Here is a 17960-nt window from a genome sequence, read left to right on the forward strand (position 1 = left end):
CCGAGCGGCAGAGCGCGCCGCGCCTTATTGCGGCGAGGGCGGGGTCTCGCGCAGCAGGCGCTTGAAGCGCGCTTCTTCCTCGGGTGTCAGTGCCGCCTGGGCGGCGACCGCCGCCTGCCGGCGCCGGCGGAAGGCGAGGATGGACGCCACCGCACCGATGATCAGCACCGCGAAAGGAGCAACCCACAGCAAGGCATTGCTCCAGGATAAACGCGGCCGCAGCAGCACGAACTCGCCGTAGCGCGACACCAGATAGTCGAGCACCTGCTGGTCGCTGTCACCGGCCACCAGGCGCTCGCGCACCAGCACGCGCAGATCATGGGCCAGGGGCGCGTCGGAATCGTCGATGGACTGGTTCTGGCACACCAGGCAGCGCAGTTCGGACGAGAGGGTACGGGCCCGCCCTTCCAGCGCCGGATCCTTCAGCATCTCGTCGGGCTGCACCGCGCCGGCCGGCAGCCCGCTGCCCAGCATGACGAGGGCGCAGGCGAGGACCAGCAGCAGGCGGTGGAGGGCGCGCGGCATCATCATCACTCCGCGGGAACCGGGGTGGCGCGGCGCCGCGCCGGCTTGGGCGCGCCGACGCGCAGCCGGCGATCGGCGAGCGAGAGGGCGCCGCCCAGGGCCATCACCACCGCCCCCAGCCAGATCAGCGTCACATTGGGCTTGTAGGTAGCGCGCACCGACATGCCACCATCGGGCATCTCCTCGCCCATGCTCACATAGAGCTGGCTGAAGCCGAAGGTGCGGATGCCCGCCTCGGTGGTGGCCATCTGCCGGGCGGAGAACATGCGCCGCGACGCCTCGATGACCCCTTCGGGCGCGCCATTGTTGCGGATGGAGAATACCGCCGTGCGCGCGCTGAAATTGGGACCGGTGCGATTTTCCAGACGCTCGAACGTGAGGTCGCGGGTACCGATGGTGATGTGGTCGCCCGGCTTCACCGAAACGATCTTCTCATAGCTCCAGGCGGTGCCGCAGACGATGCCCAGGAGGCAGACGCCGACACCGAAATGGGCCACCGCAGTGCCATAGGCGGAGCGGGGCACGCCGGCGAGCCGCGCCAGCGCCACCTTGGCTCGCACCCGGCCGAGGCCGGCGCGCTCCATGATGTCGGTGAGGGCGCCCAGCATGATGAACACCGCAAGCCCCACCCCCAGCGGCGCCGCCACCGGCCCGCCGTCGCTGGCCGCCGCGGTCACCACCGCCGCCACCACGGCAAGGCCCGCCGCCAGCATCAGGCGCTGGGCCACGCCCAAGAGGTCGCCGCGCTTCCAGGCCAGCAACGGGCCGAACGGAATGGCGAACACCAGGGGCAGCATCAGACCACCGAAGGTGAGATTGAAATAGGGCGGCCCCACCGTGATCTTGGCGCCGGTCACCGCCTCCAGCGCCAGCGGATAGAGGGTGCCCACCAGCACCGCCGCCGTGGCCGCGGTGAGGAACAGATTGTTCATCACCAGGGCGCCTTCGCGCGAGACCGGCGCGAACAGGCCGCCCTGCTTCAGCTCCGATGCGCGCAGCGCGAACAGGGTGAAGCCGCCGGCGATGAAGAAGGTGAGGATGGCGAGGATGAATACGCCCCGCGCCGGATCGGTGGCGAAGGCGTGCACCGAGGTGAGCACGCCGGACCGCACCAGGAAGGTCCCCATTAGCGACAGCGAGAAGGCGAGGATGGCAAGCAGGATCGTCCAGACCTTCAGGGCGTCGCGCTTTTCCATCACCACCGCGGAATGCAGCAGCGCGGTTGCGGCCAGCCACGGCATCAGCGAGGCATTTTCCACCGGATCCCAGAACCACCAGCCGCCCCAGCCCAGTTCGTAATAGGCCCAGTAAGAGCCCATGGCGATGCCGAGGGTGAGGAACACCCAGGCGGCGAGCGTCCATGGCCGCACCCAGCGTGCCCAGGCCGCATCGATGCGGCCTTCGATCAAGGCGGCGATGGCGAAGGCGAAGGAGATGGAGAGCCCCACATAGCCGAGGTAGAGCAGCGGCGGATGAATGGCGAGGCCGGGATCCTGCAGGATGGGGTTGAGGTCGCGCCCCTCGGCGGGCGGCGGCATCATCCGCAGGAACGGATTGGAGGTGAACAGGATGAAGGAGAGGAAGGCGGCGCCGATCAGCCCCTGCACCGCCAGCACATGAGCTTTGAGCCGATCCGGCAGATTGCCGCCGAACACCGCCACGCAGGCGCCGAAGGCTGCCAGCACGAACACCCACAAGAGCATGGAGCCCTCGTGATTGCCCCATGTGGACGTGATCTTGTAGATCAGCGGCATGCGCGAGTGCGAGTTCTCCACCACGTTGATCACGGTGAAGTCGGAGGTCACGTAGAGCTGCACCAGGGCGCCGAAGGCGAAGGTGATGAAGCCCAGGAAACCCACCGCGATGTAGGAACCGGTGCCCATCAGCACCGGATCGCCGCGCCGCGCCCCCCAGGCGGGCAGGATCACCTGCAGCAGCGCCAGCACGAAGGCGAGGGCGAGGGCATATTGGCCAAGTTCTGCGATCACGGCGGTCAGCTCCCCGGGTTGGCGGCGCGGGCGGGCACCACGGTGCCGTTCTCGCCTTCCTTCCACACCCCCTGCTTCTTCAGGGCGTCGGCCACCTCGCGTGGCATGTAGCGCTCGTCATGCTTGGCGAGCACGCTGTCGGCGCGGAAGCTGCCATCCGCCTGCAAGGCGCCCTCGGCCACCACGCCCTGCCCTTCGCGGAACAGGTCTGGCAGGATGCCGGAATAGGCCACCTTCACCCCCGCATTGCCATCGGTGACGATGAACGTGGTCAGCGTGCCGCTCTTATTGACGCTGCCGGTCTCCACCAGCCCCCCCAGGCGCAGGCGAGCACCCGGAGGCACCTGCTGCTGCGCCACCTCGGTGGGGGTGCGGAAGAACACGATGGTGTCATTGAGCGCCGACAGGATGAGCCCGGCGGCGAGCGCCAGCACGCCCAGTCCGGCGGCGATGAGCACGAGGCGACGGCCCTTGCGCGTCATGGTCTCTCCTTCCGAGAGCGCCGCGCCTTATCACCGGCAGCGGATCCGCTCCACCTGATCCTCATCGCAGGCCCTGCGGCCGACCGCCTCCGGTGGCCCCGCGCGCCTGCGCCAACCCGTCGCCCTCAATCGCCGAGGGCGAGATCCTTGCTGGCCGCATCGATGCGGGCCACCGCCTCGGCATTGCCGCCGAACTGCGCCCGCGCCGACTGCAGCGCGCCCTTGGCCTTGTCCGGCTCGCCGAGCACCTTGAAGGCCCGCGCCAGGCGCAGCCAGCCCTCGAGATCGTCGGGGCTCTCCTTCAGGCGATCCTCCAGACGCTGCACCATACCGCGAATCATGGCGCTTCTGTCGCCGGTCGACATGGAGGCGGCGTTGGCCACGTCCTCGGCGCTGGGCCCGGGCGCCGGACCGGCGGCCGAGCCCGAAGCCGGCGCCACGCCGGCGCCCTGCACCCGGGCCAGCGCCTTGCGCAGCTGCGGCAGATAGGGAGCATCGGCCGGCGCGCGCGCCACCATCTCGCTCCAGATCCGCGCCGCATCGGCACCGCGGCCATCCTGCTCGGCGGCCAGGCCCAGGAAATAATTGGCCCGCGGGTCGGTGGGCTCGCGACGCACCGCATCCTGGAACGCTGCGGCCGCGTCGGCGGTGACGATGCCGTTGGCGGCGAGCACCAGCGCTTCCCCCAACGCCGACTGCAGCTCGGCGGACGGGCCCTGGATGCGGATCAGCTGTCCATAGGCGCGGGCTGCGTCATCGGGCTGACCGAGCCGCAGATAGATGGGCGCCAGCACCTCGTAGCCCTGGCTGTCATCGGGGTGCGCGGCCAGATGCTCCTCCACCCGGCGCACCAGGATCGCCACGTCGCCGCGATCCGGCGAGGCGGCCATGCGCTCGGCGAGGGGGGCGCCCGGCAGGCCGGGGGAGCCGATGTAGAGATAAAGACCGGCGCCGAGCAGCGGCACCAGCACCAGCGCCAGCACCGCCGCCGCCCGCCGGCGTCCATCGGTGGGCGAGGCGGCGGGCTCCGGGTCGGCGGCGCGGGCGGTATCGGCGGCGAGCATGCGGCGGGCCACCTCGGCGCGGGCCGCCTCGGCCTGCTCGGTGGCCAGCCGGCCGCTGTCGCGATCGCGGTCGATTTCCGCCAACTGGTCACGATAGACGGCGAGATCCGCCTCGCGCTCGCCCTTGAGGGGGCGGGCACGGCTGAGCGGCCACAGCACCGCCAGGGCAGCGAGCGCCGTCATGAGCGCGAACACGGCGAACAGGGACGTGGACATCATGGATGTAGCCGTTAGCCGGCCTGTGCGCGAAAGCAAAGGCCACATCGGGTCCCAGCGGCGCCGAGCCGCAGGGGCGCCGCGAGTTGTGATCGACTTTGCACCGTCGTTCCGGTAGATGGCCGTCGAGAGGCCCGGGGTGCCCGGCGGCATCCCGCTCCGGCTTCGGCCTCATGCTCCGCACAGAAGGGACCGGCGATGGGACTGTTCGATAATATGGTGGGCGGCGTGCTCAACAACATGCTGTCGCAGGCCGGTAATTCCGAAGGCCTCGGCAACCTGCTGAAGTCGGCCATGAACGGCCCCATGGCCGGCGCCATCACCCAGGCGCTGCCCGGCCTCCTGGATCAGGCCCTCGCCAAGACCCCCTATGGCAATCTCGAAGGCCTGCTGGCGCAGCTCAATGCCTCCGGCCTCGGCGAGCAGGTGGCGAGCTGGCTGTCGAGCGGCCCCAATGCGCCGGTGAGCGCCGAGCAGATCGTCACCGCACTGGGCGACACCCAGCTCGGCCAGATGGCCGCCGGCCTCGGCCTGTCGGCGGACAGCCTGCCGAATCTCCTCTCTCAATACCTCCCCACCCTCATCGACAAGCTGAGCCCCGACGGCGTGCTCAAGGATCCGGCGGCCTGAGGCCGGGACGGTGCGAACCGCCAGGCGCGACCGGGCGAGCTGTCGCGCGGCTCGCGCCCGGCGGGGCTTCAGGCTATCGTAGCCGCCAGCGGCGGGGCTCATCGCCCGGCGACGCCCGTCACGGGGGGCGGCACGGGCGCGGGGATCGCGAAATCGCCACCTTCGAGGCGCGGCAGATGATGGGACGATCTTTTCCGGCACGGACACGGCCACACCCGGCCGCGCGCGGCCGTAAATGCTGAGCCAGATGCCGTGACCGAGCCCCGGCGCCCCTCCTTTCTCGCCCGGCTGCGCCATGCGCTGCTGGATTTCGACGCGCTGCTCGATTCGTCGCTGTTCACCCTGGGCAGCCGCACCCGGCGCGCATTGTCGGCCTATGCGGCGTTCACCGAACGCTTCAACCTCACCGGCGCCAGCCGCTTCTTCGCTGGCCTCGCCTCCGAGGCGTTCACCCTGGGCACGGTGGGCGCCGTGGTCCTGCTCGCCCTCGCCATTCCCGCTTTCCACGAGACCTCCGACGACTGGCTGAAGCGCACCGAGCTCGCCGTCACCTTCCTCGATCGCTATGGCAACGTCATCGGCGAGCGCGGGGTGAAGCAGAATGATACCGTGCCGCTGGACGAAATCCCCGACAATCTCATCAAGGCGACGCTGGCCACCGAGGACCGCCGCTTCTACGAGCATTGGGGCATCGACCTCTCCGGCACCCTGCGCGCATTGGTCACCAACGCGCGGGCCGGCGGCGTGCGGCAGGGCGGCTCCTCGCTCTCCCAGCAGCTCGCCAAGAACCTGTTCCTGAACAACGAGCGCACCCTGGAGCGCAAGATCAAGGAGGCGTTCCTGGCCATCTGGCTGGAAGCGCGGCTCACCAAGAGCCAGATCCTGAAGCTCTATCTCGACCGCGCCTATCTCGGCGGCGGCGCCTATGGAGTGGATGCGGCGGCCCGCTATTATTTCGGCAAATCGGTGCGGGAGGTGAATCTGGCCGAGGCGGCCATGCTCGCCGGCCTGTTCAAGGCGCCCTCCAAATATGCCCCGCACGTGAACCTGCCGGCGGCCCGCGCCCGCGCCTCCACCGTGCTCGACAATCTGGTGGAAGCCGGCTTCATGACCGAGGGCCAGGTGTTCGGCGCCCGGCGCAATCCCGCCACCCCGGTGGATCGCCGCGACGAAGCGGTGCCCGAATATTATCTCGATTACGCCTTCGGCGAGGTGAAGAAGCTGGTGGACCAGCTGCCCGCCTCGGTCACCGAGCGCAACTTCGTCGTGCGCACTGGCCTCGATCCCAATATCCAGAAGGTGTCGGAAGCCGCCATCGACCAGTCGCTGCGGGAATTCGGGCGCGACTACAAGGTCACCCAGGGCGGCATCGTGGTGATGGAGCCCAACGGCACCGTGCGCGCCATGGTGGGCGGGCGGGACTATGGCGAGAGCCAGTTCAACCGGGCAACCGATGCCCTGCGCCAGCCCGGCTCCTCGTTCAAGCCGTTCGTCTACACCGTCGCCCTGATGAACGGCTTCAAGCCGTCCACCATCGTCCAGGATGCCCCCATCTGTCTCGGCAACTGGTGCCCGCAGAACTACGGTCGCTCCTACATGGGCTCCATCACCCTGCAGACGGCGCTGCAGCATTCGCTGAACACGGTGGCGGTGCGGCTGGCGGAGAAGTTCGGACGCAAGAAGATCGTCGATCTCGCCCATAAGATGGGCCTGCGCACGCCGCTGCCCATCTCCGCTCCGCTGCCGCTCGGTGCCGCCGAGGTGACGCTGGTGGACATGGTGACCGCCTATTCGGTGTTCGCCAATGGCGGGCACTCCGTCTACCCCCATGCGGTGGTGGAGATGCGCATCGGCAATGGCGACGTGGTCTGGCGCTTCGACCACGATGCACCGGCACCGGTGCAGATCATTCCCCGGCCGCAGCTGGTCGACATCAACTCCATGCTGAACAACGTGGTGGAAAATGGCACCGGCCGCCGTGCCCGGCTGGTGAACGCCAAGGTGGCGGGCAAGACCGGCACCACCAATGCCTATCGCGACGCCTGGTTCATGGGCTTCACCGGCAATTACGTGGCCGGCGTCTGGTTCGGCAATGACGACTACGCATCCATGAACAAGATGACCGGCGGCGCCCTGCCGGCCATGACCTGGCAGAAGGTGATGGCCTATGCCCACCAGGGCATCGAGATCAAGCCGATCCCCGGGGTCTCCTCGCCGATCCCCAAGCTCGATCCGGCGCCGGCGCCCATCGAGGTGCCGGGATTGGCCAGCGCGATGCGCCCGCTCACCCTCTCGCCCAAGGCGGCGAGCCAGCTGGCCCAGCTGGAGCGCCTGATGAAGGATGCGGAGGCGGCGAAAGCGACGCCGGCGCCAGCGCCCGGAAGCCGGTTGCCCCCGGCGGGCGCGCCTTTGCCGCCAGCCAAGCCGGTGCGGACCGGCGCCGCGACGGACACGTCGCGCAGCTGAGCCCTGCGTCGTCCACGGCCAGATGGCGTCAGTTGACGATGCTGACGGACACGGTGCGGCCCGCCACCACCTTCACGTCGTCGGGCACCGCATCGATGCTCACCCGCACCGGCACCCGCTGGGCGAGGCGCACCCAGCTGAAGGTGGGGTTCACATTGGCCAGCAGATTGGCGGAATCGGTGCGGTCACGATCCTCAATGGCGGCGGCGATGCTCACCACGTGCCCCTCGATGGGGGTCGACGCACCCATGAGCCGCATCACAGCCCGATCCCCCACATGGATGCGATCGAGCTTGGTTTCCTCGAAATAGCCTTGCACGTGGTAGCTGTCATCATCCACCAGGGCCGTCACCGCCTGCCCCGCCGCCACATAGTTGCCGGGCTGCAGCGTGAAATTGGTGATGACGCCATTGACCGGGGCGCGCACCTGCGAGCGGTCCAGGTTCAGCCGCGCCAGATCGCGATCGGCCCGGGCTTTCTGGGCAGCCGCCTCGGCCTGGGCGGCAGCGGTGGTCACCTCCTCCATCTTCTGGCGGCTCACGGCGGTCTCGGTGAGCTGGCGATAGCGGTCGAGATCGCGCTGCGCCTGCCGCTGCACCGCCTCGGCGCTGGCCACTGCGGCCTCGGCCTGCTCCAGCGCCAGCTTGAAGCGCGTGCCGTCGATGGCGAACAGGAGGTCACCTTTCTTCACATGGGCATTGTCGGTGACGCTCACCCGCTCCACCAGGCCCGAGACGTCCGGCGCCACCCGCACCACATCGGCGCGGATGCGGCCATCCCGGGTCCAGGGGGCGTCCATGTAATAGAGCCACAGGCCGTGGGCGACGACGCCGGCCGCGCACACGAGGGCAAGGGTGGGTAGGAACCGGCCGAGGCGGGACAGAAACGGGTTCATCGTCAGATCCGATGCATCAGGAAGGTGAGGCCGCCGAGGCAGATGACGAACAGCGCCACATCCGCCAGCGGCGGATGCCACAGCAGGCGATAGAGACCGGCCCGGGACAGCAGCCGGCGCAGCAGCCCCTGGACCGCCAGCGCCAGCACCGCGGCGACCAGCAGTTCGGGCACGAACAGGCCGTAGAGATCGAGATCGCCGCTCATGTGGCAAGGCTCCAGGTGACGGCGGGCGCGAGTTGCGGATCCGGCGCGGCAAGGCCGGGCAGCAGGCCGTGCCGCAGCCCCACCAGGGCCCGCAGCGCGGTGACCACGGGCGGCGACGCCTGCGACCCCTGCGCCAGCAGGCGAATGGTGGTGTCGAGCGCAGCGGCGAGGCCCGGGTCCGCGACCCGCGCCGTCTCGCGCTGGCGGAAGTGGCGCCGAAGGGCCTCGAGCAGAGCCTCCACCTGCTGCCGCGGCGCCGCAGGAAGCTGCCCGCGCACCCGTTGCAGATCAGCCATGTTGAGCCCCATCCGCAGGTCCACCAGCGCCTGCTCGGGATGCGGCGCCTCCCCCGTGGGCAGGGCCACCAGCCGCTGCACCATGAGGCCGAAGCGATCCACCAGCCGCCGCACCAGGGCCGCGGTGTCGCGACCGCCCTGCCCCCCGGCCATGCCGGCGAGATCGCGGCTGTTGGCACGACGCAGCCGGGCGACGCTCTGCTCGACGCCCATGGCGGTGAGGACGGCCGCGGTGAGGGTGGCGATGACCATGCCCACCAGGGACGCGGCACTGGCATTGATCAGCGCCGCCAGGTCCAGGTGAAGGCGCGTGTCGAGCATGGTCACCAGGGGCATGTTCACGCACATGAGAAAGCCCAGGGGCCCATGCCGGGGGGTCGCCATCAACGCGCCGAACACCAGCAGGAACGGCGCCATGAGCAGCACCAGCTCGGTGAAACTGTCGGCGAGCGGCAGCAGCGTGAAGGCGAACAGGCCCACGGCGATGGTCGCCAGGAGGGTATAGCGGGCAAACAGCCGCATCACCGGCACCGGATTGTCCATGACGGCGAACAGGGAGAAGAAGATGGCGGCCATCTGGGCGGCGCCGCTGCCCTCGCTCCAGCCGGTGGCGATCCACAGGGCGCAGCACATCAGAATGCTGATGCCCACGGCCAGCCCGGCGAGGGCGGCCAGCGGCACGTCCACATGCAGCTGCGGATCGCCGGCATAACGGGCGATGACGGCACGGAACCGGGGGGCACGAGCGCGGCCGTCGCGCAGATCGGCCCGCAGCATCCGGGCATTGGCCCACACCTCCACCAGCTCGCGCAGGCGATCCAGCACCGTGGCAACCAGAAGTCCGCGCCAGGCGCCGGCAGCAGCCTCCGGCCGCAGCGCCTCGGCCAGGACCTCCAGGCGCGCGCGCAGCGCGTCGGCCGGCGGAAGCGGCGCGGCGCAATCGCTGGCGATCCACTCGGCGATGTCGCCCATGAGCGCGTCGAGGCGTGGATCGAGCGGGCCGCCCGCGCGCAAAGCGGCAAGGCGGTCCTCGAGCCCGGACAGGATGGGCAGCAGCGCCGTCATGTGCTGCTGCAATTCCCGCACCTGGCCAGCCAGATGCCGCAGCTCAGAGGTGTCGTAAGGCAGATGGGTGGTGAGAGCGAGCATCTCCACCGTATCGGTGGCGAGCCGTCGGCGATCGCGGGCGGAAGCCTGCGGCTCGGGCCGCGGCGCGAGCACGTCGCCGGCCCAGCGGCCGGCATCGGCCAGCCAGCCGTCGAGCCGCGCCGTAAGCAACGGGCCGAGATGGCGCGGCGCCACCACCCGGCTCACCAGGGCCCCGCAGACGATGCCCACGATGATCTCCTGGGTGCGCGACAGGGCGACATCGAACACCGTCTCCGGAGCGGTCACCGCCATGAAGGCGATAATGGCGGCGCTGTAGCCGGCCAGCATGGCCACATAGCTGCGCGGCGTGCGATCCAGCAGGGAGATGAACAGGCACCCCCCCACCCACGCGGCGAGCGCGAGGCACAGGAGCTCCGGCACCGCCACCAGGTTCGGCACCATCACCACCGCGGCGCCGGCACCGAGCACCGTGCCCATCACCCGGTACACCGCCTTGGCGGTGACCGCGGCCGCCAGCGGCTGCATGACGATGTAGGCGGTGGCCATGGCCCAATAGGGCTTCGACAGATCGAGGCTGAGGGCCACCCACAAGGCCAGAACCGCGGCCAGGAACGCCTTCAGCGAGAACATGAGCTCGTGGCGGCCGATGCCGAAGGGCGCGGCGCTCACGTGCCGCGCTCCGGGCTCAAGGCGCGCTCCAGCTTGCTGAGGCCCTGGACCGTGGCGGACACTTCCGCGTCGGTGAGCTCGCTGAACAGCCGCGTGCGCAGCGCGGCGATCGTGGCTTCGATCCGCTCCACCTGGGCCCGCCCCTGCGGGGTCAGCCGCAGCAGCTTGGCGCGGCGGTCGGTGGGATCCTCGCGGCGGGTCACCAGGCCCTCCGCCACCAGCATCTCGACGATCCGCACCAGAGAAGGCCCCTCCAGGCCCAGCTCGTCGGCAATGGTACCCTGGCGCAGGTCGTCGCCGAGGCGCGAGAGCACCAGCAGCGGCAAAGCGGTGGCCTGGGAGAGGCCGTTCTCGGCCAGCGCCTGGTCGATCGCGCGCCGCCAATAGCGCGCCACGCGGGTGACGAGCTGGCCGAAGATGAGGCGATCGGGTCGGGGAGCCATATGTGGAGACATGAGTTTCGATAACATCACAATAGATAATATGCAACCTATTAGGATGTAACTCACCGCCCGGGAGCCGCCGGCACGCGCTCCCCCATGATGGATCAGTTGCCGCGCCCGCCCCGGTCCCGCCAGGCCTTGGGCGAGACGCCGAAGGCGCGCTTGAAGGCGGTGGCGAAATTGGCGGCGGAGCCATAGCCGGCCACATAGGCCGCCTGAGCCACCGTCAGCCCTTCGGCGGTAAGGCCGTCGCGGGCGCGCTCCAGCTTGCGCCGGCGCACATAGTCGAACACCGTCGTGCCGAACGCGGCGCGGAAGGCCCGCTGCAGCGAATTCACGCTCATCCCCGCCTCGCGCGCGATCTCGTCGAGGCTGAGGTCCAGATGCAGCTGCGCCTCGATGAAATCATGCACCGCCCACATGCGTTGCCGCTCACGCGGGCGAGCGGCCGCCGCGCTCTCCAGCAGCGGCGCCCCCAGGGCGGCGAGGCTCTCGCCCACCAGCTCCATGGCGCGGCTCTCCACATAGAGCCCCGCCAGCAGCGGACCATACTGGGGCGGCGCCAGGATCTGCTCGGCCAGGGCCAGCATGTGCGCGCTGGGCCGCCACTGGGCGCAGGCGCGATGGTCCTGCGCGAACGCCAGCACGGCACGGTGGGCGACATCATCGCGCTGCACCTGCTCCAGCCAGCCCGCCGGAATGAAGAGATTCACTTTGCGCACCCGGGTGCCCCGCCGGCCGTGGCGCACGAACAGATCGGGCTCGGCCCGCGCCATCAGCGAGCCGGCCATCCCGTCCGCCACCCCCAGATGGAGGCCACGGCCGCCGATCTGAATGTCGGCCTCCCCCTCCAGGAACAGGCTGACGGTGAGGCCGGCGCCATGCACCACCCGGGTCGTGGTGTCATGCAGGTCGCGGGCATCGGTGGCGTGCAGCACCAGGCCGGAGCGCAGCGGGCCGAGCACATAGCGGCCGCGCAGCAACGCCCCGTCGGCGCCCAGCTTCGGCGTGACCACGCGGAAATCGCGCCCGGTCAGGCGCGAGAGAGCCGCGATGTCCGACTGACGCACCAGGGCCGTGCGCGCGGCACCGGTCGCGGGCGCGATCGGCGCCGGCGCCGATGGGCGCGAGGACGAGGGCGCGTCGGGATCACTCATGATCCGACAAGAGGCAGTCCGCAGGCCCCTGTCAAGGCCGCACCATTCCATTGAATTTAGTATTATTCCAAAATTAGAACTGAAGACTACGCCATTGGCCAACACGAATTTTGTCATTGACCACTCGAATTCAAAGGGGATGATGATTTCGCAAACACATTCTCCGCTCCGGCAAAGCCCTTCCGTCTGGAGGTGGCGGGAAGCTCTCCGGTAAAAGAACCCCACGAGCCGCGGCAGGCCGAGAGACACCGGCGCCACGCCCGGCGCATTTCAGGCGGCACTTGCGCGAAGTGGGGATTTTCATGATGGCATTTGAGCGAACCTCAGCGATGCGGCTGGCCCACCTCATGTCCGGCACGGTTCTGTCGGGCGCGCTGTTCTCGGGCCCGCTGTTCTCGGGCACACTCTTGTCGCGCTGCGTGCTCTCCGGCGTCGCCCTGGGCCTGCTGACCGCCCTGCCGGCACAGGCGCAGGAGGCCGGCGCCAACGCCATCGCCCTCGACACCGTGCAAGTGCAGGAGGAGAAGAAGCTGCAGCAGGAGGTGTTCACCGAAGGGCTGGACACCTACACCGCCAACGTCACCACCATCGGCGTCGGCAGCCCCACCCCGGTGCGCGAGATTCCGCAATCCATCTCGACCGTGACGCGCCAGCGCATGGACGATCAAAACTTCACCCAGCTCGAAGATGCCATGCGCCACACCACCGGCATGGTGGTGCTCTCCAACGACCCGGGGCGCTCCTCCATCTTCTCGCGCGGGTTCGAGATCGACACGCTGCTGGTGAACAACCTGCCGGCACCGCTCTCCTCCATCCTCGGCACCCAGCCGGACCTCTTCATCTTCGATCGGGTGGACGTGCTGAAGGGGCCGGCGGGCCTGTTCTACGGGGGCTCGGCGGGCAACAACGCCGGGCCCGGCGGCATCATCAACGGCACGCTGAAGCCGGCGCTGGCCAAGCCCTTCATCACCTCCACCCTCGATTACGGCTCATGGGACTTCGTGCGCGCCGAGGTGGACGCCGGCGGCAAGCTGAACGAGGCCGGCACCGTGCGCGCCCGCATCGGCGGCGCCTTCCAGAACCGCAACAGCTTTGTGGACGTGAACGAGAACCAGGTCTGGGTCGGCTATGGCGCCCTTGACTTCGACCTGACGGAAGACACCACCCTCTCGCTCTATGCCTGGCACCAGGAACGGGACATCCTGCCCTTCAACGGCCTGCCGGCCATCAACCTCGGCAATGGCACCGGGCAGCTCCTGAACGTGCCCCGCTCCACCTTCATCGGCGCCGGCTGGAACCGCTTCAACAACGAGACCACCGACTATCTGATGGAGCTGAAGCACGACCTCGACAATGGCGGCGAGGCCAAGGCCTCGCTGCGCTATTCCGATCGCGACATCGACTACAAATACGCCTATAGCGGCTCGGCGCTGCGCACCACACCGGGCGCCCTCGGCGATTTCACCATGCGCTACACGGCGGCGCAGGTGTCTGAAACCTCCTTCTCCGGCGATGCCCACGTGGCCACCCCGTTCGAACTGTTCGGCCAGAGCCACAGCCTGACCGTCGGCGCCGATTTCCGCCTGGTGGACCAGACCCAGCTGTCGCCCACCTCCACCAGCATTGCCGGCACCTACAACCTCTATAATTTCAATCCCTGGGCAGTGGCCGAGCCGACCACGGTGTACAATCAGCAGAGCGTCACCGATCCGACCCAGTACGGCCTCTACGCCCAGACCAAGATCAACCCGTTCGACCGGCTGCACGTGCTGCTGGGTGGCCGCTTCTCCTGGTACGACTCCACGTCCACGGTCACCGTCGCCAATGCCGGCGCCATCACACAGACCCGCTCCTCGGTGGATGTGGACGGCAATTTCCTGCCCTATGTCGGCCTCGTCCTGGACGTCACCAAGGACGTGTCGTTCTACGGCAGCTACACCAAGACCTTCGTGCCACAGACCGAGCTCGATGCCGCCGGCACCGCGCTGCAGCCGCGCGAGGGCTTCCAGTATGAAGGCGGCGTGAAGGGCTCCTTCTTCAACGGCGCCCTCAACGCCTCCGCCGCCGCCTTCCTGATCCGCGACAACAATCGGGCGCTCTCCACCGACACCGCCAATGTGTATGTCGCGTCCGGCGAGGTCGAGGTGAAGGGCTATGAGCTGGAGGTGAGCGGCAAGCCGGCGCCGGGCTGGGAGATCTATGCCGGCTACACCTACACCGACACCCAATATCTCACCGCCACCGCGGCCCAGCTGCTCGCCGGGTTCAGCACCTACACGCCGCGCAACAACTATAATCTGTGGGCCAAATATGAAGTCCAGGACGGGCCGCTGCAGGGCCTGCATCTGGCTGGCGGGTTGAAGATCCTCTCCAGCTTCTATACGAAGTCGGCCGGCGTGAAGCTTACGGCTGATGGCTATACGGTGGTCGATGGACAGATCGGCTACAAATTCAACGACAATTGGCTCGCGACCTTCACGGTCACGAACATCTTCGACGAAGTCTATTACCAGCGTGTCGGCTCGGTCTCCGTGTTCAATTTCTACGGCGAGCCACGCGGCTACTGGCTGAAGGTGAAGGCAAGCTATTGACCATTCCCCTGCTCTCGCGTCTGGCGCGCAGCGCCGCCGTGGCCACCGGCATCCTCACCAGCGCGCTCGCCAGCCTCACCGGCACCGGGCCCGCCACAGCGGGGCCGGTGGTGCTGCCCATTCCCAGGAATTGCAGCTCACCTCCAAGGCCGGCCTGCCCTATCGCATCTTCATCGCCCTGCCCACCGAGCCGCCGCCACGCGGCGGCTATCCCGTGCTCTATGTGCTCGATGGCAATGCGGTGGCCGGCACCCTGTCCGATCTCTCGCGGACCCAGGGTGGGGCCATGGGCGGCCTGCTGGAGCCGGCCATTCTGGTGGCCATCGGCTATCCCGGCGATCTCGCCATCAACATGCGGCGCCGGGCCCGCGACCTCACGCCGGTGCCGGCGACGGCCGGCAGCGGCACCTATCTCAAGGCGGAGGACACCGGCGCGGCGGATGCCTTCCTCGCCTTCATCGAGGATGAGCTGAAGCCCGCGCTCACCGCCTCCTTTCCCATCGACACCGCCCGCCAGGGCCTGATGGGGCATTCGTTCGGCGGCCTGTTCACCCTGCATGTGCTGTTCACGCGGCCCCAGGCCTTCTCCACCTACATCGCCGCCAGCCCCTCCATCTGGTGGGCCGACGGCGCCATCCTGAAGGAGGCGGCGGCCTTCTGCGCGCATCCCCCGCAGAACCATCCGCGACTGCTGCTGACGGTGGGCGCCTATGAGCAGGAGCTGCACCCCGCCCTGCGCGCCGCGCCCGATGCCCCCGCCAGGGCTCGTCGCATGGCCGCGCGCCGCATGGTGGACGCCGCCCGTGAACTGGAGGCGCGCATCGCCGCCATTCCCGGCCGGCCAGTCGAGGTGCAGTTGGAGGTCCTCCCGGGCCAGACCCATGGCTCGGCCGCCCCTTATGCGCTGCTGCGAGGCCTGCAGTTCTTTCTTGGTCCCGAAAGCAGGGAGAAGCCGCTGTGAGCGGAACGCCAACCGGTCGCTATCGCGGCATGCGCGAACTCGAGGTGCGGCGGGCGGAGCAGGTGACGCCGCATATGCGGCGCGTGGTGCTGGGCGGCGCGGAGCTGGCCGGCTTCGGCAGCGGCCCCAACATCAAGCTGCTGATTCCGCCGCCGGGGCTGGCCACACCGCAATGGCCCATGCCAGACAAGGACGGCGGCGCCATCTGGCCGCCCGCCCCTTTCCGTCCCGTGCCGCGCACCTATTCCGTGCGCCGCTTCGACGCCGCGCGCGGCGAGCTCTGGGTGGATTTCGCGCTGCATGAGGCGGGCGGGCCCGGTGCCGATTTCGCGCGCCGCGCCCGTCGTGGCGATCTGGTGGGGGTCGGTGGTCCCGGTGGACGAACCCTGCCGCCGGCGGATCACGTTCTGCTGGCCGGAGACCAGACCGGACTGCCGTCCATCGCCGCCATCCTGGAAGAGCTGCCGGCCCATGTGCGCGGCCATGCGTTTCTGGAGGTGGCCGAAGCAGCCGATGCGCAGCCGCTGGAGGGACCGGCCGGGGTGCAGATCACCTATCTGTATCGCGATGGCGCGGCCCCCGGCACCACCGATCTGCTGGAAGCGGCGGTGCGGGGCACGCATGGCATCGGCGGCCCGGGCTGGGCCGCCTGGGTGGCCACCGAATCCACCGCCGCCCGCGCCCTGCGGGGGCACCTGCGGGCCGATCGCAACATGGCCGCGGCCATGCTCGCGGTCGCCGGCTATTGGAAGCGCGGCATGAGCGAGCCCGCCTATCACGCCGCTCATGATCATGAGCATGATCATGAGCACGACGACCACAAGACCGGTGACGCACGCGCCACGGCCGCCGGCGCCTGAGGCCAGGCGCCGGCGGCGGCGCGATCAGTTGTCGTCGGGATGGGGCACGTCGTCCAGCACCTGGTTGGTGCAGCTGTAGGCCCCATCCGGCTCATCGAAGGCCGAACGGGTGAGGAATGCGCAGCGCGAGCCCTCCGCCGCCGCCAGCCACGACACCAGCCGGTGGGCGATCGCCGCCGCATAGGCGCTGTCGTCGACCACCTTGAAGGCGGCATCGGCCGGCAGCTGCGGGCCGCTCTTCTTCGCCGTCTTCAGGTCGGTGACGGTGGGAATGAGGGACATGGTGTCGCCCGCATCGGTGGCGGTCACGAGGGGCAGGATGGACAGGTTGAACTGATCCCACCCCCCCTTCTCCACCCGGCTCGCCTCGGTGTCCGCCGTCACCGTGGCGTTGAACACCGGCATGCCGTTGGCACCCTTGGTGACACTGACCCCGGTGAGCTTGAACTTGCGTCCGCCGATGCCCGCGCCATCGGCGGCAAGGCCGGAATAGAGCCGGTTCAGGGCGCCTTCCAGATAGGTCTTCAGCTTGGCATCGGACACCGCGGCGCCATCGGCCAGCCGGGTGCGCGGTACCACCGCGAGCGCGGTCTCGGAGCAGCCGTTGGGCAGGGCCACCGCCGCCACGGCGGCGTCGCCGCGCAGGGTCTTGGCGAGCTCGGCCTCGGCGCCGACCGGCACCACGACATCCACCGTGAGGTCGTCGTCATCACCCTTGGCGGCCAGCCGCAGGCGACTCCACAGATCCTTGAGCTTCATGGTGCCGGTGCCGTGGGTCATGCTCGACACCGGCACGTTGAGGTCGCCCAGCGCGGCCGGGGCCACCGGGGTGGCGTGCAGGGCGCTGGCGCGCAGCACCACCGACAGCCCGCCATAGATCTGGCCGCACCAACTCTCGTCCAGATGCTGCAGGGCCAGGGCCGGCGCGGAAAAATCACCGGCCGGGCGGAACAGGTTCACCGGATCGACCCCACCGAGGTTGATGGTCTCGTCCCAGATCTGATGCAGGCCGCGCTCGTCCTCGGTGAAGGCGAGGTCATAGGCCTCGTTGCCGCTGCCCACGGTGAGCTTCAGCACGCCGTCGGTGAGGGTGCCGGACACCGGCACCGGCGCGCGCGGATCACCGGCGGGCGGCGCCAGGGTGCCACTCACTTTGCCGGCATTGATATCGAGGGTGGCGATGCCCACCCGATAGGGCTCGAAGAAGGGCAGCCCGAGCGCCATGTAATGCTCGGCGGCCGCCGCCGGGGCGCTGAACGTCGCGCCGGCCAGCAGGCCGGCCAGGGCCGCCGCGACGATGCGGGGTGCGGACGATCGCGGCACCGGCATCTGTGGCATGAGGCGTCTCGACATGATGGGCTCCCTCTGGTGCGCCGTTTCCAGCATGACGCGGCGGGCCTT

Annotated in this window: 14 protein-coding genes and 1 pseudogene; 5 read left to right on the forward strand and 10 right to left on the reverse strand. The window is 69.2% G+C overall.

Annotated features, from left to right (window positions below):
• Window positions 1–24: 24 nt before the first annotated feature.
• From MEU52_RS02445 to ccmI, 4 genes are all read right to left on the reverse strand, one after another.
• Window positions 25–525 carry a cytochrome c-type biogenesis protein gene (locus tag MEU52_RS02445; protein ID WP_238124997.1) on the reverse strand — a complete coding sequence of 167 codons (501 nt, stop codon included), beginning with the start codon at window positions 523–525 and terminating at the stop codon, window positions 25–27.
• 5 nt (window positions 526–530) lie between these two features.
• On the reverse strand, window positions 531–2513 hold the full coding sequence (locus tag MEU52_RS02450) for a heme lyase CcmF/NrfE family subunit (protein WP_238121541.1): 1983 nt from the start codon (window positions 2511–2513) through the stop codon (window positions 531–533).
• Window positions 2514–2518: 5 nt separating this feature from the next.
• Window positions 2519–2995: a cytochrome c maturation protein CcmE gene (gene ccmE / locus MEU52_RS02455; RefSeq protein WP_238121540.1), complete on the reverse strand. Its 477-nt coding sequence runs from the start codon at window positions 2993–2995 to the stop codon at window positions 2519–2521.
• Between the two features lie 125 nt (window positions 2996–3120).
• On the reverse strand, window positions 3121–4278 hold the full coding sequence (gene ccmI / locus MEU52_RS02460; RefSeq protein WP_238121538.1) for a c-type cytochrome biogenesis protein CcmI: 1158 nt from the start codon (window positions 4276–4278) through the stop codon (window positions 3121–3123).
• Window positions 4279–4446: 168 nt separating this feature from the next.
• Here ccmI and MEU52_RS02465 point away from each other — a divergent pair.
• Window positions 4447–4905, forward strand: a pseudogene (locus MEU52_RS02465) (YidB family protein); the annotation flags it as partial.
• Window positions 4906–5157: 252 nt separating this feature from the next.
• The gene (locus MEU52_RS02470; RefSeq protein ID WP_238121535.1) at window positions 5158–7371 is read left to right on the forward strand and encodes a transglycosylase domain-containing protein; all 2214 of its coding nucleotides are present in this window, start codon (window positions 5158–5160) and stop codon (window positions 7369–7371) included.
• 28 nt (window positions 7372–7399) lie between these two features.
• Here the strand turns inward: MEU52_RS02470 and MEU52_RS02475 are convergent, their stop codons facing one another.
• The 5 genes from MEU52_RS02475 to MEU52_RS02495 all read right to left on the reverse strand — a co-directional run bounded on the left by MEU52_RS02475 (window position 7400) and on the right by MEU52_RS02495 (window position 12147).
• Window positions 7400–8266, reverse strand: a complete 867-nt coding sequence (locus MEU52_RS02475) for an efflux RND transporter periplasmic adaptor subunit (RefSeq protein ID WP_238121533.1) — start codon at window positions 8264–8266, stop codon at window positions 7400–7402.
• A gap of 2 nt (window positions 8267–8268) precedes the next feature.
• Complete coding sequence (locus tag MEU52_RS02480; protein ID WP_238121532.1) at window positions 8269–8472, reverse strand: DUF1656 domain-containing protein; 204 nt, start codon at window positions 8470–8472, stop codon at window positions 8269–8271.
• Window positions 8469–10547, reverse strand: coding sequence for an FUSC family protein (locus MEU52_RS02485; RefSeq protein ID WP_238121530.1), 2079 nt, complete (start codon window positions 10545–10547; stop codon window positions 8469–8471). The genes MEU52_RS02480 and MEU52_RS02485 overlap by 4 nt, the downstream gene beginning before the upstream one ends.
• Complete coding sequence (locus tag MEU52_RS02490; RefSeq protein WP_238121529.1) at window positions 10544–10990, reverse strand: MarR family winged helix-turn-helix transcriptional regulator; 447 nt, start codon at window positions 10988–10990, stop codon at window positions 10544–10546. The genes MEU52_RS02485 and MEU52_RS02490 overlap by 4 nt, the downstream gene beginning before the upstream one ends.
• Before the next feature lie 104 nt (window positions 10991–11094).
• A complete protein-coding gene (locus MEU52_RS02495; protein WP_238121528.1) occupies window positions 11095–12147 on the reverse strand; it encodes a helix-turn-helix transcriptional regulator in 1053 nt (350 codons plus the stop codon).
• A 302-nt stretch (window positions 12148–12449) separates the two neighbouring features.
• Between MEU52_RS02495 and MEU52_RS02500 the strand changes: the two genes are divergently transcribed.
• The 3 genes from MEU52_RS02500 to MEU52_RS02510 all read left to right on the forward strand — a co-directional run bounded on the left by MEU52_RS02500 (window position 12450) and on the right by MEU52_RS02510 (window position 16559).
• The gene (locus tag MEU52_RS02500; protein WP_238121527.1) at window positions 12450–14738 is read left to right on the forward strand and encodes a TonB-dependent siderophore receptor; all 2289 of its coding nucleotides are present in this window, start codon (window positions 12450–12452) and stop codon (window positions 14736–14738) included.
• A 130-nt stretch (window positions 14739–14868) separates the two neighbouring features.
• Window positions 14869–15699 (forward strand): alpha/beta hydrolase, encoded by an 831-nt coding sequence (locus tag MEU52_RS02505; protein WP_238121526.1) that lies wholly within the window; start codon window positions 14869–14871, stop codon window positions 15697–15699.
• Entirely contained in the window at window positions 15696–16559 is an 864-nt protein-coding gene (locus MEU52_RS02510) for a siderophore-interacting protein (protein ID WP_238121525.1), read from the forward strand. The genes MEU52_RS02505 and MEU52_RS02510 overlap by 4 nt, the downstream gene beginning before the upstream one ends.
• Before the next feature lie 24 nt (window positions 16560–16583).
• On the opposite strand, the gene MEU52_RS02515 is transcribed toward MEU52_RS02510, so the two are convergent.
• Window positions 16584–17912: a hypothetical protein gene (locus MEU52_RS02515; RefSeq protein ID WP_238121523.1), complete on the reverse strand. Its 1329-nt coding sequence runs from the start codon at window positions 17910–17912 to the stop codon at window positions 16584–16586.
• Window positions 17913–17960: the final 48 nt, after the last annotated feature.

The organism is Xanthobacter sp. NM-25, from assembly GCF_022138605.1.
Classification (GTDB): Bacteria; Pseudomonadota; Alphaproteobacteria; order Rhizobiales; family Xanthobacteraceae; genus Xanthobacter.